Genomic DNA, 14,467 nt, shown 5'->3' on the forward strand with positions numbered 1-14,467 from the left:
AAATGGAACCTCAAGTCATCAAGATGTATGCGGCCCGCGAGCAAATCTACCCTCGCGAGGCCAAAGGACGCTACGCTACCTGGCGATGGGTATGCGTATGGCTTACCCAGCTGGCGTTCTACGGCTTGCCGTGGTTGACCTGGAATGGCAGGCAAGCCCTGCTGTTCGATTTGACCACGCGCAAGTTCTACATTTTCGGCGTCGTGCTGTGGCCCCAGGATTTCATCTATCTGGCGGCCCTGCTGATCATCTGTGCGTATTTGTTGTTCCTCGTCACGGCCATTGCCGGGCGGGTGTGGTGCGGGTTCTCCTGCCCGCAAACGGTATACACGGAAATTTTCCTGTGGGTCGAACGCCGCATCGAGGGCACGCGCAGCGCGCGCATGGCCCTCGACAAGCAGGGCCCCTCCGTGCGCAAGGCCTTCAAGAAGACCGCCAAGCACCTGGTATGGGGCGCCATCGCCCTGTGGACGGGCTTTACCTTTGTCGGCTACTTCACGCCGATCAAGGAACTGGCGCAGTCGGTGACCACCCTCAATTTCGGTCCCTGGGAATGGTTCTGGGTCTTGTTCTACAGCCTGGCAACCTACGGCAACGCGGGCTGGCTGCGCGAGCAGGTGTGCAAATACATGTGCCCCTACGCGCGCTTCCAGAGCGCCATGTTCGACCAGGACACCCTGATCATCACCTACGATGCCAAGCGCGGCGAACCGCGTGGCGCCATGAGCAAGAAGGCCGGCAACAACGACAAGCTGGGCGATTGCATCGACTGTACCCTGTGCGTGCAGGTGTGTCCGACCGGCATCGATATCCGCAACGGCCTGCAGTATGAATGCATCGGCTGCGCCGCCTGCGTCGATGCCTGCAACAGCGTGATGGACAAGGTCGAGCGGCCGCGTGGCCTGATACGCTACAGCACCGACCATGCGATGGAAAACAACTTCAATTCGAAGCAGATACGCCAGCGCGCCATGCGCCCGCGCGTCTTGATCTACACTTCCATCCTGGCCCTGATCATCATCGCCGTGTGTACCTCGCTGGCCCTGCGCACGCCCCTGAAAATGGACGTGATCCGCGACCGCGGTTCGATGGGACGCGAAGTGGAAGACGGCATGATCGAAAACGTCTACCGCCTGCAGATCATGAATACGTCCGAGCAAAGCCAGCATTTTAAAATCAGCGCTTCCGGCTTGCCGGGCCTGACCTTGCTGACGCGCGAAGAAGTGACCTTGCAGCCGACGGAAACGCTGGGCTGGCCGATCCGCCTGCGCGTGCCGCACGGCGTCGGCGAGAAGGGCTCGAACAAGATTGCGATCGAATTGCAATCGCTGGACGATCCATCGCTGCATGTGCGTGAAAGCGCGGTATTCATCGTGCCACGGTGATGTTGATTTGGGGTCGGACCCTCTGGGTCCGACCCCGGTATTTCGCCGTAGGGGTATCATCAATCATGCGTTAGGGTCACTTGATTTTCAACCCGGAAGCAAAAGCTGGGGTCAGACCCACAGGGTCCGACCCCAAGGAGAACAAAATGTCCGACAGTCTGAAACTGCAACCCCCCGTTGCACCGTGGTACAAGCATCGCTGGCCATGGCTGCTGATGATCGGCCCCGGCCTGTCCGTGGTCGTCGGCAGCTTCATGGGCTATATCGCGTTTACGCAGCCCGATGCGCTGGTGGTGGGCGATTATTACAAGCAGGGCAAGGCGATCAACCAGGATTTGAAGCGCGACACGATCGCCAGCGACCTGGCCATGGATACGCGCCTGTCATATGACGTGGCTGCAGCGCGCCTCAGTGGTTCCGTGCACAGCTTCGGCAAGGCCTATCAGGCGCCGCTGCAGCTGCACCTGGCGCATGCGACCCTGCCGGAAAAGGATATCAAGCTGCTGGTGCAGCCCGATGCGGCCGGCAATTTTTCCGTAGCACTGCCGATGCTCGAGCGCAGCCGCTGGCAAGTGCTGGTGGAAAACGACAAACGCGAGTGGCGCCTGTCCGGCATCTGGACCTGGCCCCTGCAACGCAGCATCGCGCTGCATGCCGACGAGGAACTGTAAGTCTTACTTGCAGATGTCCGTGCCGGCCGTAATCGCTTTCAACTTGGCCGGCTGCAGGATCTCGATCTCGCGGTTCGAGACGCGCAGCCAGCCTTCCTTCTTGAATTTCGACAATAAGCGGCTGACGCTTTCGATGGTCAGGCCCAGATAGTTGCCGATTTCCTCGCGCGACATGCGCAGCTGGAAATTGCTGCCCGAATAGCCGCGTGCTTCATAGCGCGACGCCAGGTTGACGATGAAGGCGGCAAAACGCTGGGTCGCCTGCATATTGCCCAGCAATAGCATGACGCTTTGCTCGCGCGTGATTTCCTGGCTCATCATGCGGTGGAAATGACGCAGCAGGGTCGGCATATTGCCCAGCAATTGTTCCAGGCTGGAAAACGGAATTTCACACACTTCGCTGTCTTCCAGCGCCACCGCATTACAGTGGTGGCGGTCGGCGCTGATGGCGTCCATGCCCAGCAGTTCACCGGCCATCTGGAAACCCGTCACCTGCTCTTCGCCACCCGGATTGATCTGGTACGTCTTGAAATGCCCCAGGCGGATCGCATACAGGTTCTGGAACGAGTCGCCGATGCGGAACAGCGAAGCGCCGCGCACGATCTTGCGGCGGCGGCCGATGATCTGGTCCAGCCTATCCATGTCGCCCACATCGAGGCCCATCGGCAGGCACAATTGATGCATGCTGCAGGTCGAGCATCGCGCACGCAACGCCTCCACGTTCACGGTGGGCAAGGTGGGAGTGAGTAGCGCTTCAGTCATGTCGGTACCTTTTAGAAAATGCAACAACAAGTTTACTGCATACAGCTGCATACAGGGTTGCCGTATGCCAATTTCACCGTAAATTCGGCGAATAAACGACGTCCAGCCTTTAATTATATGGCAACATCGTCAAAAGCCCATACGGGGCGGGCAATTTGCGCGGCGGCGCTTGCCAAGCTGGGGTATTGATAGGAAAATTCCTGACAGCATTATCTGCCGCCTGTGCCGCCCGGCACTGAAAAGGAAATCATGAAGCCTCTCGGCATTAAAGCAAAAGTCGCGCTGGCCACCAGCCTGACCTCGATCGCCATGATCGCGCTGGTCACCATGATCCAGGTGCAGCACATGCGCGACGACTTCACCCGAGTACTGCTGAGCCAGCAGTCATCGCTGATCAGCCGCACCGCTGCCGAGCTCGACGACAAGCTGGGCATGCTGCTGCAGATTGTCACCCTGACGGCCAGGCAGCAGCCGCCGGAACTGATCGCCCAGCCCGCCAAACTGCGCGAATACTATGCGCGCCGCTCGATGCTGGTGCTGTTCGACGACGTGCTGGTGCTCGACGCGCATGGCGCCATCGTGGCCGACATGCCGGAAGTGACGGGGCGCGCCGGCATCAACGTCGCCGAGCGCGAGTATTTCCAGACCGTCCTGCGCACGCGCCAGCCCATGATTACCGAGCCGATGCTGGGCAAGTCGAGCGGCATGCCCATCGTGCAGATGGTGGCGCCCGTGCTGGCCGCCGATGGCCAGGTGGCCGGCGTGGTGATCGGCGTGCTGCGCCTGTACAAGGACAATCTGCTGGGCCGCCTGCGCTCGGAAAAGATCGGCAAGAGCGGCTATTACTTCATCCTCACGCGCGGCGCCGTGCCGCGCTACGTGCTGCACCCCGATACCAGCCGTTTGCTGCAGCCGCGCAAGCCGAACGCCAACCTGACGACCACCCAGCTGCTGAAGGAGGATGGCGAAGGCAGCATGGTCAGCACCAACAGCCGCGGCATCACGGCCGTCAACAGCTTCAAGCGCCTGAAATCCGTGAACTGGCTGCTGGCCGCCTCGCTGCCCGTCGAGGATGCCTTCGAACCGTTCGATGGCGTGCTGTACCGGCTGGTGCTGTGGAGCATCCTCGCTTCGCTGCTGGCCGCTGCCGTTCTGGGCTGGGTTACCGTGCGCCTGCTGTCGCCGCTGGTGCGCCTGCGCGATACCCTGCTGGCCCTGCGCACCAGCGGCAGCCGTTTCACCCCCGTGCCGGTACAGCAGCGCGACGAGATCGGCGAACTGACGGAAGCGTTCAATGGCCTGATGAGCGAACGCGACCGCCTGCAGCAGGAACTTGAAGCGCGCGCGGCGGAGCTGGAGCAGGAACGCGACCGGGCCGAGGCGGCCAACCGCGCAAAGAGCGATTTCGTGGCCAACATGAGCCATGAAATCCGCACGCCCCTCAATGCCGTGCTGGGCATGGTGTATTTGCTGGGAAATACCAGGCTAGACACGGAACAGCGCAAGTACCTGACCATGGTCAGAGTGGCGGGCCAGTCGCTGCTGGGCATCCTCAACGATGTGCTCGACTATTCGAAGATAGAGGCGCGCCGCATGGAATTGTCGCCCGTCGAATTCGACCTCGATGAAGTCATGAATACCCTGGCCACGACGATGACGATGAATGCGGGCGAAAAGGAGCTGGAACTGGCCATCGCCGTCGAGCCCGACGTGCCGCGGCGCCTCGTGGGCGACGCCCAGCGCCTGCAGCAAATTCTCGTCAACCTGGCCGGCAACGCCATCAAGTTTACCGAGAGCGGCGAAGTCGTGGTGGCCGTCAGCCTGGCCGAGAGCGAGAGTGGCCGCGCCTGGCTGCGCTTCGAAGTGCGCGACACGGGCATCGGCATGACGGAACTGCAGCAACAGCAGCTGTTTGCCGCGTTTTCACAGGCCGACCAGAGCATCACGCGGCGCTTCGGCGGCACGGGCCTGGGCCTGGCCATCAGCAAGCAGCTGATCCACATGATGGGCGGCGACATCGCCGTCGCCAGCAGCGAAGGCAAGGGCAGCCGCTTCTGGTTCAGCGTGCCCTTCGAGATGCTGGCGCAGCCGGCCGAAACGCGGCGCACGCCGGCCCTGGGCCAGCTGCGCCTGCTGGTGGCCGACGACAACCGCACCACGCGCGAACTGATCGTCAAGCTGATCGAGGCGTGGGGCTGGCTGGCCGACGAAGTGGACTCCGGCTTTGCCGCCATCGAACTGTACCGCGAACGCCTGGCGCAGCAGCAACCATACGACGTGGTGCTGGCCGACTGGCACATGCCCGTGATGGACGGCCTAGCCACGGCCAAGGCCATCCGCCAGGCAGCCAGTGGCCAGCGCCAGCCCATCGTGGTGATGGTCAACGCCTTCGCCCGCAACCACCTGGAGGAAATCTCCAGCGCGGCCGAGGCCGACGTCGTGCTGATGAAGCCGATCACGGGATCGAGCCTGTTCGACGCCCTGCACCAGGCGCTGATCGCCAAGAACGACGGCGGCGAGCAACACATGCTGCACCAGCCGCTGGGTACGGAACTGGCTGGCGTGCATTTCCTGCTGGTGGAAGACAATCATTTGAACCAGGCCGTGGCGCGCGGCATCCTCGAACACATGGGCGCCACCCTGGACGTGGTGGGCGACGGCTTGCAAGCCGTGGAACGGCTGCGCACGGAAGCGCTGCGCTACGACATCGTGCTGATGGACATGCAGATGCCCGTCATGGACGGTTTCAGCGCCACCCACATCATCCGCACGGAATTGCGCTTGAGCCTGCCCGTGATCGCCATGACAGCCGGCGTGCTGGCGTCCGAGCGCGAGCGCTGCATGACGGCCGGCATCAGCGACTTCATCGCCAAGCCCGTGGTGGTGGAAGAGATGATGGAAGTCATCCTGCGCCACCTTCCCAAGCGCCCGCAAGTACAGGCGGCCGAGCCGGTACGCGTCGCCGATGAAGAAGTGTTTTCCATGGCGCCGCTGATGCGCGTGATGGGACGCGACGCGAAGGGGCGCGGCGTGCTGCGGCGCATGGTGGAAGACGCGCTGAACAAGGGCATGACGCCCGTGCGCGACGCCGAAACGGCGTTGCAATCGGGCCGCCACAGCGACGTGGCGCGCATCCTGCACAGCGTGCGCGGTTCCGTGGGCACCCTGGGCACGAAACGCCTGATCCGCGCCGCGTTCGCCACCGAGGAAGCCATCGACGCGGGCCGCCTGGACGAGGTGCCGGCGCTGCTGGCGCACACGGCGCAGGAACTGGAGCAGGCGCTGGCGGCGGCGACGGATTGGTTGTCCAGGCTGAAGGATTAAGCTCGTTTGAACCCAAGAGATAAAGGCCGGGGTCGTACCCTCAGGGTACGACCCCAGTCCTTGCTTTGGGTTTAGGCGGGCACGCCCAGAATCACGCTGGATGCCTTGAAAATCGCCGTCACGCTGCTGCCGATGGCGATGCCCAGGTCGGTGCTGCTCTGGTTGGTGATGATGGCCGCAATCGTGCCGCCGCGCGGCAAGTCCAGCACCACTTCCGTGTTGACGGCGCCCGTCTGCACCCGCGTGACGGTGCCGGCCAGCTGGTTGCGCGCGGAAAAGCGCGCGCCTTCGCTGTCCGCCACAAGGATGATGGACGAGGCCTTGATCAGCGCAAACGCTTCCGCGCCCGGCACCAGGCCCAGGCTTGCGCTGCTGCCTTGCGTGACGATGGCGACGATCTGCTGGCCGCCGGGCAATTCCAGGGTGACTTCGTCGTTGACGGCGCCCTGTTTCAGTTCGGCCACCTTGCCCAGGAATTGATTGCGTGCCGTGGTTTTCATGGCCATTCTCCGTATGAGTAAAAGATCGTCGGCGATGCCTTCCGCCTGGCTGCCCAGCTGGCGCAGGTAGCGGGCATGCTCACGCTCGATGATGCGGAAATTGTCGACCAGCTGGCGCCCCCGCTGCGTCAGCCGCGTGCCGCCGCCGCCCTTGCCGCCCGTCAGGCGCTCGACCAGCGGCTCGCCGGCCAGGTTGTTCATTGCGTCGATGGCGTCCCAGGCCGCCTTGTAGCTCATCTTCACAAGCTTGGCCGCCTGCGTGATGGAGCCGCATTCGGCGATAGCGCCCAGCAATTCCACCCGGCCGGCGCCGCCCAGGTTTTCTCCGCCCACCGTCATCCATACCGAGCCTTGCAAGCCAATTTCCGCTGCCGCTGATTTATCCAATGCGTTCACCCAATGCCATGTGTTCTTCCCTGTTATCGATCTGTCCGTCGCGCAAGTACAGCACATGCTCGCCCAGGATGCGCGCATCTTCCGGATCGTGTGTGATCAGGATCATGGGCACGTCCAGGCGCTGCTGCCACTGGCTCAGTTCCAAACGCATTTTGACACGCAGGGCCGGATCGAGGGCGGCAAACGGCTCGTCGAGCAGCAACGCGGCCGGCTCGGCCACGAGCGCCCTCGCCAGCGCCACCCGTTGGCGCTGGCCTCCGGACAACTCGTCGGGAAACTGATGCGCCAGTTCCTGCAAGTGGAAGGCGTCAAGCCAATGCTCGACCTTCTGCAATTTTTCGCGCGCGCGCGGATTGAACCAGCCCCGCGCCAGGCCAAATCCCACGTTCTGGCGCACCGTCAGGTGCGGGAACAGCGCGTAATCCTGGAACAGGTAAGCGACATTGCGCTGCTGCGGCGGCAGGTTGATGCCGGCGGCGGCATCGAACAGGGTGCGCCCGTTCAGGCGGATATGGCCCGCGTCCGGTGTAAACAGTCCGGCAATGGCTTTCAGGGTCATGCTCTTGCCTGCGCCGGACGGGCCATACATGGCGATGCGCTGGCTATCGGACGTGCATTGCACTTGCATGTCGAAGCGGCGTTTGCCAGAGCGCAAGGTGGCGCGAATGTCGAGGTCGAGTTGCATAGGCGTCATCATAGCCGTCATTTGTGCGCGATGCGCCCGGGCGCCAGGCGGCCAGCCGACAACAGCACCACGATGCAGACAAAGGAGATAATCAGGACCAGCGTATTGGCCACGTCATCCTGACCCGCCTGCACGGCTTCATACACGGCCACCGACAGGGTTTGCGTCTTGCCGGGGATGCTGCCGGCCACCATCAGGGTGGCGCCGAATTCGCCCAGGGCGCGCACAAAGCCCAGCAGCACGCCGGCGAGGATGCCGCGCCAGGCCAGCGGCAAGGTCACGCGAAAGAAAATCGCCATTTCCGAAATGCCCAGCACGCGGGCGGCCTGCTCCAGCTGGCCGTCGACGGCCTCGAAGGCGGCGCGCGCCGGCTTGAAGACGAGGGGAAAGGCGACCACGGTGGAGGCGATCACGGCGCCCTGCCAGGTAAAAATCAGGTTGATGCCGAAGCTGTCCTGCAGCCAGACGCCCAGGGTGCCGCGCCGGCCCAGCAGCACCAGCAGGTAATAGCCGAGTACGGTAGGCGGCATCACCATCGGCAGGGTCAACAGGGCGTCGAGCAGCTCGCGCCCGGGAAAACGCGTGCGCGCCAGCAGATAGCCCGTGCCGATGCCGAGCAACAAATTGAGCGCCGTGGCCCACGCCGCCACTTTGAGCGACAGGGCCAGCGCGGTCCAGGCGATATCCATGCAGGCGCCTACCTGAATTATGGCTTCTTGAAACCGTACTTGGCGAGGATGGCTTGCGCCGGCGCCGTCTGCAGGTAGCTGACGAAGCGCTTCGCTTCGGCGGCATTGCTGCTGCCCTTGATGGTGGCGATCGGATACAGCACGGGCGCATCCAATGGCACGTCCAGCACCACGTTGACCTTGTCTTTCATGATGGCCGCGTCGGTGGCGTAGACAAAGCCCGCATCGACTTCGCCGCGCGCCACGTAGTCGAGCGACTGGCGCACGTTCTGCGTGCCGATGGCCTTGGTCTGCACGGCATCCCACAGCTTGGCCTTCTTCAGCGCGCCTTCCGAATAGCGGCCGACGGGCACGCTGGCCGGATTGGCGATGGCCACGCGGGTCACGCCCTTGTGCGCCAGGTCAGCCAGGCTCTTGATGCCCAGCTTGCTGTCGTGCGGCACGATCAGCACCAGGCTGTTGCCGACGAAGTCCATGCGGTCGGCCGGCAAGACGAGGCCCTGCTTTTGCGCCGCATCCATGGTTTCCTGGTCGGCCGAAGCAAACACGTCGACGGGCGCGCCCTTGACGATCTGTTGCAGCAGCACGCCCGAGGCGGCGAAGTTCAGGGAAACCTTGCTGCCCGGATACTGCGCCTCATAGCTTTGCGCCGCATCCTTGAACGCATTCGTCAGGCTGGCCGCAGCCGATACCACCACTTCGCCGGCAAAGGCGGAGCTGGCGGCAGTAGCGAGAAGAGCGGTGCCAAGCAGGCGGGCGAGGGAGGTGAGGCGCATGATCGTATCCTTGTAAGTGAACGGTGACAAGGACCGTAATATACACTTATATATAGCGTTCTGCCATCGCGTGGGTCAAGCAATGGCAAATCGGAGAAAGAGGAAAATGCAGCCAGCGCCGGGAAAATGGCAGCTGGCTGCGGTACGTCAATGACACCTGACAGCAGGGAAGCGATCAAGCGGATCGAGCAAATTCATCGCTTAACTTGGCCGTTCAATTTTTGCCTAGCCTCTCAAGCAAGGCCTTTTTTTGCGCGGGCGAGGCGGAACTGGTCTTGATGCCTTGTATTTGCGCCGCCTGCCTGTCTTCCGGCATCGCCGCAAACCGTTGCGCATATTCCTCCACCAATGCGGCATTCCCGCGCAGGGCTCCCGCATACAGCCAGTAATTCGCTGTGGATACTTCGCCTTTTTTCAAATATTCCTGGCGCAGTTCGGCAATGGCCTTTCCATCCCCAGCGATCGCCCGCTGTTCCAGCGGCGTAACGACTGGTTCCTCACCGGTCGTACGCCGCTCCTGCATGACCCAATACGCAAAAAGAACCAGCAGAGCGGCTCCTATGTCCAGTTTTATTTCCAGCTTCATGGCCTCAGCCTCCTGCATTACAAGTACCAAAACATCACGACATGCTTGTCTGCGAACCAGTGCACGCCGCCTGCTAGCGGATGCGCAAGCTGACGACTTCCGAGACGACGCGGCCAAATGGACAGCGTCCCTCTGGCGATATGCCATAAATTGCCCGTATGCGATACATGCCGGCCTTGGATACAGCGTAGCGCCGCTCGAAATCACGGAACTTTCTTCCCCATTGATAGCCTTGTTCCAAAGAGACCTTGTCATCTGTCTCCAGTATTTTCATTTCCGGCCCCAACCAGCGTACCCGCTGGTTTTTTTCATTGAGCACCTCGAAACGCAGCCAATAGGATTCCAGTTCCATGAAGGCCGGCAAGTGCAAGGTATCTCTACCGGTATTCGCCACCATGATGGTCACGCCAACGGGTTCGTGTGCGGCGGCGATGGTCTTGTCCAGCACGACACTAATCTGCAATGCGCCATTTTTTTTATCGCAGGCGTTTGTGGAGACGGCAGAGAGCTTGGGCAGGGTATCGCTTTGCGCGAACGGGCTCTGGAAGAAAAGGACGAGAAATAATAGAACGAGTTTTTTCTGAAATAGGCTGAACATGGGAGTGGATCGGAGGTATTTTTGGCTAAGCGCCTCACAGAATGAAACGCCAGCTAACATTGACATCCTAGCACTATATTTCATTACTTATATGCAATGTCCTTACCGTTTGCAGGCCATTCCTCAATGGCCAAATAACGCAGCCTCTTGCGTACTATGTCGCACTGCATTCCTGATATACTGTATATAAACACAGTATATCGAGGTGCACCATGGAATTGACGGACAAGCTGGAAATCCTGGCCGATGCGGCCAAGTACGACGCGTCCTGCGCCAGCAGCGGCGCGCCCAAGCGCGATTCCATCGGCAAGGACGGCTTTGGCGCCACCTCGGGCATGGGCATTTGCCACAGCTATACGCCGGACGGGCGCTGCGTCTCGCTGCTGAAAGTACTGCTGACCAATTACTGCCTGTACGATTGCCAGTACTGCGTCAACCGCCGCAGCTCGAATGTGCCGCGCGCGCGGTTTACGGTGGCCGAGGTGGTCAAGCTGACGAGCGACTTTTACCTGCGCAACTACATCGACGGCCTGTTCCTCAGTTCCGGCATCATCCAGTCGGCTGACTACACGATGGAGCAGCTGGTGCAGGTGGCCCGCGAGTTGCGCGAGGTGCACCAGTTCCGCGGCTATATCCACCTGAAAACCATTCCGGACGCCGATCCCGCCCTGATCGCGCAGGCGGGCCGCTATGCCGACCGGCTCAGCGTCAATATCGAATTGCCGACGCAGGACAGCGTGCAAAAGCTGGCGCCGGAAAAAAGCGTGCATACGATCAAGCTGGCCATGGGCGCCATCCGCCGCAAGCTCGATGAGAAAGCGGAAGAACCGAAGTCGCCGCGCTTCGCGCCGGCCGGGCAAAGCACGCAGATGATCGTCGGCGCCGACGCCAGCGACGACCAGCAAATCCTCTCCACGGCCGAGACCCTGTATGGCAGCTACAAACTCAAGCGCGTGTATTACTCGGCCTTCAGTCCCATCCCCGACAGCCCGAAAAGCGTGCCGCTGGCGCCGCCGCCCATGCTGCGCGAACACCGGCTGTACCAGGCCGACTTTTTACTGCGCAGCTATGGTTTCCAGGCCAGCGAACTGCTGCCCGCCACGGGCGGCAACCTGGCGCTCGACATCGATCCCAAGCTGGCCTGGGCGCTGGCGCACCGCGAACATTTTCCGCTGGACTTGAACCGCGCGGCGCAGCACATGATCGCCCGCGTGCCCGGCATCGGCCTGCGCAACGCGCAGCGCATCGTCGACCTGCGCCAGTTGCGGCAAGTGCGCTACGCCGACCTGTCGCGCCTGCGCTGCAGCATGAAGAAAATCGCCCCCTTCATCATCACGGCCGACTACTTTCCCGCGCGCGACACCACCGCCTCGGAACACCTGCGCCGCGCCATGGCGGAAGCGCCGCAGCAGATGAATTTGTGGCCTGAGCTGCAGGCCGCATGAGTACGGTGGTGCGGCTGGCGCAATCGTTCGACGAGTGGCGCGCGGCCGCGCGCGAACTGATCGCGCGCGGCGTGCCGCCTGCCGACGTTGCCTGGCAGTCACAGCCCGGTGATGGCGACCTGTTTTCCTCGACGCCAGATGCGACGGATACCAGCGCGCCACTGCTGCGCCTGCCCCGTTCCCTGGTGGAATTGCTGGAAAGCGCCGCCTGTTTCAGTGCCCCGGATCGCTGGGCCTTCCTGTACCAGGTGCTCTGGCGCTGGCAACTGGACCAGCACGATGTACTTTCTCCCGCCGACGCGGACGGCGCGCGCCTGCATGCCATGGCCAAGGCCGTGCGCCGCGAAGAGCACGACATGCATGCGTATGTGCGTTTCCGCGAGCGGGCGGAAAGTGAGGGCGCACCCCGCTTCGTGGCCTGGTTCGAGCCCATGCACGACGTGCTGCCGCAGGTGGCGCGCCACTTCGCCCGCCGCATGGGATCTGCCAGCTGGATGATCGCCACGCCCGCCGCCAGCATGCTGTGGGATGGCACGACCTTGCATGCGGGACCGGCCCTGCTGAGCGGAGCGGCCGATATCGACGATGCGGGTGAAGCCCTGTGGCTGACCTACTACCGCAGCATCTTCAATCCCGCGCGCGTCAATGCCGGCCTGCTGCGCAGCCATATCCCCTCGCGCTTCTGGAAGAACTTGCCCGAAGGCGCCATCGTGCCCGCCATGCTCAGCGGCGCTGCGAATGGCGAACGGCGCACGGGCCAGACGGCCAGCGTGGGCCAGCGCAGCGGCGCGACCATGATCCCGGTCTCCGCCGAGCGCGCCCAGCCCGCGCGCGAACTGCCCACCACCCTGGACCAATGCCGCCGCTGCGCGCTGTGGCAGCACGCCACGCAAGCCGTGCCCGGCACGGGGCCTTCTCAGGCGCGCATCATGCTGGTGGGTGAGCAGCCGGGCGACCAGGAAGACCTGGCAGGCTTGCCCTTCTTGGGCCCGGCTGGCGCGCTGCTGGACCAGGCGCTGCGGGAAGCGGGCATGGCGCGCGACAGTATTTACCTGACCAATGCCGTCAAGCATTTCAAGTGGGAACCACGCGGCAAGCGCCGCCTGCACAAGACGCCAGCGCAGCGCGAGATCCTCGCCTGCCATGGCTGGCTGGAACAGGAATTGGCCAGCGTAAAACCGCAAGTGATCGTGGCGCTGGGCAGCACGGCATTGAAGTCCATCCTGCAGGACGGCGCGGCAAGCATGACGCCGCTGGTCGGCACGCCGATCCGGCACGATGGGCGCTGGGTGGTCGCCGTATATCACCCCTCGTATGTGCTGCGCGCGCCCGATGAGGGGAGCCGGCGGCAGGCTTACGAAGTGATCGTGGCGGGGTTGCGGCAGGCGCTGCTGCTAGGGCAGGATAGCCATCACAGCGTTGAAGCCGGCACTTCCTGCCCCTCATCGCGCCGCGCATAGCGTTGCGCGATCACGGCGCAGATCATCAGCTGAATCTGGTGGAACAGCATCAGCGGCAAGATCACCATGCCCAGCGAACGGGTGGAAAACAGCACCTTGGCCATCGGCACGCCGCTGGCCAGGCTTTTCTTCGAGGCGCAAAAGACGATGGCGATTTCGTCTTCCTTGTTGAAACCCAGGCGGCGGCTGATGAAGGTGGAAATACCCAGCACCAGCGCCAGCAGCAGCAGGCTGATCAAGCCCAGGGCGACCAGGGTTTCCACCGAAATCGTATGCCACAGGCCTTCGCTGACGGCTTCGCTGAAGGCCGTGTAGACCACCAGCAAGATCGAACCCTGGTCGACATATTTCAGGGTAGCTTTATGGCGGTCAACCCAGCGGCCGATCCAGCGGCGCAGGAACTGGCCGGCCAGGAATGGCAGCAGCAGCTGCATGACGATGGACAGCACGGCGTCCACCGACGACTTGCTTTCCGCGCCCTTGGCCACCAGCAAGCCCACCAGGATGGGGGCGAGGAAGATGCCGATGAAGTTCGAGGCCGAGGCGCTGCAGATGGCGGCCGGTACGTTGCCGCGCGCCATGGCCGTCATGGCGATCGATGATTGCACAGTAGAGGGCAGGGCGCACAAGAACAAAATGCCCATGTACAGGTCGGGCGTGAGGAAGGTCAGCGCCAGCGGACGCAGGGCCAGGCCCAGCAGGGGAAACAGGACAAAGGTGCTGGCCAGCACCAGCAAGTGCAGCCGCCAGTGCATGGCGCCGGCCACCACGGCTTCGCGCGACAGCTTGGCGCCATGCAGGAAGAACAGGGCGCCAATGGCAACCGTGGTGATGTTGCCGAAGACCACGGCCGTCTGGCCCGTGCAGGGCAGGAATGTGGCCAGCCCCACGGTGACGAGCAGGGCGATGGTGAAATTATCGGGTTTCAGATTGCGCAACAGGGCAGCGGGGGAAAAAGAAGACATGCGGTAGCCTGGTAACGGTGCAGCCTTGCAACAGCATGCTGTGCCGGGGATGACAAACAGCGCCGGGAGCGGCGCCAGTACTGGCTATTCTACCGTTGAACTCGATTCCTCATCGCTAAAAATCATACAGTGAGAATGACAGAGGATTTGCTATCCGCATTATTCGCGCTTCCAGTGATTCATCTAAAAAGAAACAATATTTTCATAATTAAAATATTTTCATGG

13 protein-coding genes are annotated in these 14,467 nt (G+C 62.4%); 5 read left to right on the forward strand and 8 right to left on the reverse strand.

What is annotated here, in order from left to right; translation table 11 throughout:
- Positions 1-2: 2 nt before the first annotated feature.
- Positions 3-1,385 (forward strand): cytochrome c oxidase accessory protein CcoG, encoded by a 1,383-nt coding sequence (gene ccoG / locus U0004_RS01185; RefSeq protein ID WP_034782714.1) that lies wholly within the window; start codon positions 3-5, stop codon positions 1,383-1,385.
- A gap of 146 nt (positions 1,386-1,531) precedes the next feature.
- Positions 1,532-2,056: a FixH family protein gene (locus tag U0004_RS01190; RefSeq protein ID WP_070257879.1), complete on the forward strand. Its 525-nt coding sequence runs from the start codon at positions 1,532-1,534 to the stop codon at positions 2,054-2,056.
- Positions 2,057-2,059: 3 nt separating this feature from the next.
- Here U0004_RS01190 and fnr read toward each other — a convergent pair whose 3' ends face one another.
- A complete protein-coding gene (fnr, locus tag U0004_RS01195) occupies positions 2,060-2,818 on the reverse strand; it encodes a fumarate/nitrate reduction transcriptional regulator Fnr (protein ID WP_070257924.1) in 759 nt (252 codons plus the stop codon).
- A gap of 249 nt (positions 2,819-3,067) precedes the next feature.
- Between fnr and U0004_RS01200 the strand changes: the two genes are divergently transcribed.
- Positions 3,068-6,142 (forward strand): response regulator, encoded by a 3,075-nt coding sequence (locus tag U0004_RS01200; protein WP_070257923.1) that lies wholly within the window; start codon positions 3,068-3,070, stop codon positions 6,140-6,142.
- 71 nt (positions 6,143-6,213) lie between these two features.
- Here U0004_RS01200 and U0004_RS01205 read toward each other — a convergent pair whose 3' ends face one another.
- From U0004_RS01205 to U0004_RS01230, 6 genes are all read right to left on the reverse strand, one after another.
- The gene (locus tag U0004_RS01205) at positions 6,214-6,981 is read right to left on the reverse strand and encodes a TOBE domain-containing protein (protein ID WP_052140146.1); all 768 of its coding nucleotides are present in this window, start codon (positions 6,979-6,981) and stop codon (positions 6,214-6,216) included.
- Between the two features lie 40 nt (positions 6,982-7,021).
- On the reverse strand, positions 7,022-7,723 hold the full coding sequence (locus U0004_RS01210; protein ID WP_034782708.1) for a sulfate/molybdate ABC transporter ATP-binding protein: 702 nt from the start codon (positions 7,721-7,723) through the stop codon (positions 7,022-7,024).
- 17 nt (positions 7,724-7,740) lie between these two features.
- Positions 7,741-8,412, reverse strand: coding sequence for a molybdate ABC transporter permease subunit (gene modB / locus U0004_RS01215; RefSeq protein ID WP_034782706.1), 672 nt, complete (start codon positions 8,410-8,412; stop codon positions 7,741-7,743).
- Between the two features lie 17 nt (positions 8,413-8,429).
- A complete protein-coding gene (gene modA, locus U0004_RS01220; protein ID WP_070257878.1) occupies positions 8,430-9,188 on the reverse strand; it encodes a molybdate ABC transporter substrate-binding protein in 759 nt (252 codons plus the stop codon).
- 214 nt (positions 9,189-9,402) lie between these two features.
- The gene (locus tag U0004_RS01225; protein ID WP_139144211.1) at positions 9,403-9,774 is read right to left on the reverse strand and encodes a hypothetical protein; all 372 of its coding nucleotides are present in this window, start codon (positions 9,772-9,774) and stop codon (positions 9,403-9,405) included.
- A gap of 73 nt (positions 9,775-9,847) precedes the next feature.
- Positions 9,848-10,372, reverse strand: coding sequence for a hypothetical protein (locus tag U0004_RS01230; protein ID WP_139144210.1), 525 nt, complete (start codon positions 10,370-10,372; stop codon positions 9,848-9,850).
- Between the two features lie 212 nt (positions 10,373-10,584).
- Here U0004_RS01230 and U0004_RS01235 point away from each other — a divergent pair, with 212 nt between their 5' ends.
- Both U0004_RS01235 and U0004_RS01240 read left to right on the forward strand, forming a co-directional pair.
- Positions 10,585-11,817, forward strand: coding sequence for a putative DNA modification/repair radical SAM protein (locus U0004_RS01235; protein ID WP_070257875.1), 1,233 nt, complete (start codon positions 10,585-10,587; stop codon positions 11,815-11,817).
- On the forward strand, positions 11,814-13,277 hold the full coding sequence (locus U0004_RS01240; protein WP_070257874.1) for a UdgX family uracil-DNA binding protein: 1,464 nt from the start codon (positions 11,814-11,816) through the stop codon (positions 13,275-13,277). The genes U0004_RS01235 and U0004_RS01240 overlap by 4 nt, the downstream gene beginning before the upstream one ends.
- Here the strand turns inward: U0004_RS01240 and U0004_RS01245 are convergent.
- On the reverse strand, positions 13,229-14,242 hold the full coding sequence (locus U0004_RS01245; protein WP_070257873.1) for a bile acid:sodium symporter family protein: 1,014 nt from the start codon (positions 14,240-14,242) through the stop codon (positions 13,229-13,231). The two genes, U0004_RS01240 and U0004_RS01245, sit on opposite strands and share 49 nt — an antisense overlap.
- Positions 14,243-14,467 lie beyond the last annotated feature (225 nt).

The organism is Janthinobacterium lividum, assembly GCF_034424625.1.
Lineage (GTDB): Bacteria > Pseudomonadota > Gammaproteobacteria > Burkholderiales > Burkholderiaceae_D > Janthinobacterium > Janthinobacterium lividum.

Coding starts and splice junctions, on each gene's coding strand:
- ccoG (WP_034782714.1), top strand. CDS start 3: ATGGAACCTCAAGTCATCAAGATGTATGCGGCCCGCGAGCAAATCTAC.
- U0004_RS01190 (WP_070257879.1), top strand. CDS start 1,532: ATGTCCGACAGTCTGAAACTGCAACCCCCCGTTGCACCGTGGTACAAG.
- fnr (WP_070257924.1), bottom strand. CDS start 2,818: ATGACTGAAGCGCTACTCACTCCCACCTTGCCCACCGTGAACGTGGAG.
- U0004_RS01200 (WP_070257923.1), top strand. CDS start 3,068: ATGAAGCCTCTCGGCATTAAAGCAAAAGTCGCGCTGGCCACCAGCCTG.
- U0004_RS01205 (WP_052140146.1), bottom strand. CDS start 6,981: ATGACGGTGGGCGGAGAAAACCTGGGCGGCGCCGGCCGGGTGGAATTG.
- U0004_RS01210 (WP_034782708.1), bottom strand. CDS start 7,723: ATGCAACTCGACCTCGACATTCGCGCCACCTTGCGCTCTGGCAAACGC.
- modB (WP_034782706.1), bottom strand. CDS start 8,412: ATGGATATCGCCTGGACCGCGCTGGCCCTGTCGCTCAAAGTGGCGGCG.
- modA (WP_070257878.1), bottom strand. CDS start 9,188: ATGCGCCTCACCTCCCTCGCCCGCCTGCTTGGCACCGCTCTTCTCGCT.
- U0004_RS01225 (WP_139144211.1), bottom strand. CDS start 9,774: ATGAAGCTGGAAATAAAACTGGACATAGGAGCCGCTCTGCTGGTTCTT.
- U0004_RS01230 (WP_139144210.1), bottom strand. CDS start 10,372: ATGTTCAGCCTATTTCAGAAAAAACTCGTTCTATTATTTCTCGTCCTT.
- U0004_RS01235 (WP_070257875.1), top strand. CDS start 10,585: ATGGAATTGACGGACAAGCTGGAAATCCTGGCCGATGCGGCCAAGTAC.
- U0004_RS01240 (WP_070257874.1), top strand. CDS start 11,814: ATGAGTACGGTGGTGCGGCTGGCGCAATCGTTCGACGAGTGGCGCGCG.
- U0004_RS01245 (WP_070257873.1), bottom strand. CDS start 14,242: ATGTCTTCTTTTTCCCCCGCTGCCCTGTTGCGCAATCTGAAACCCGAT.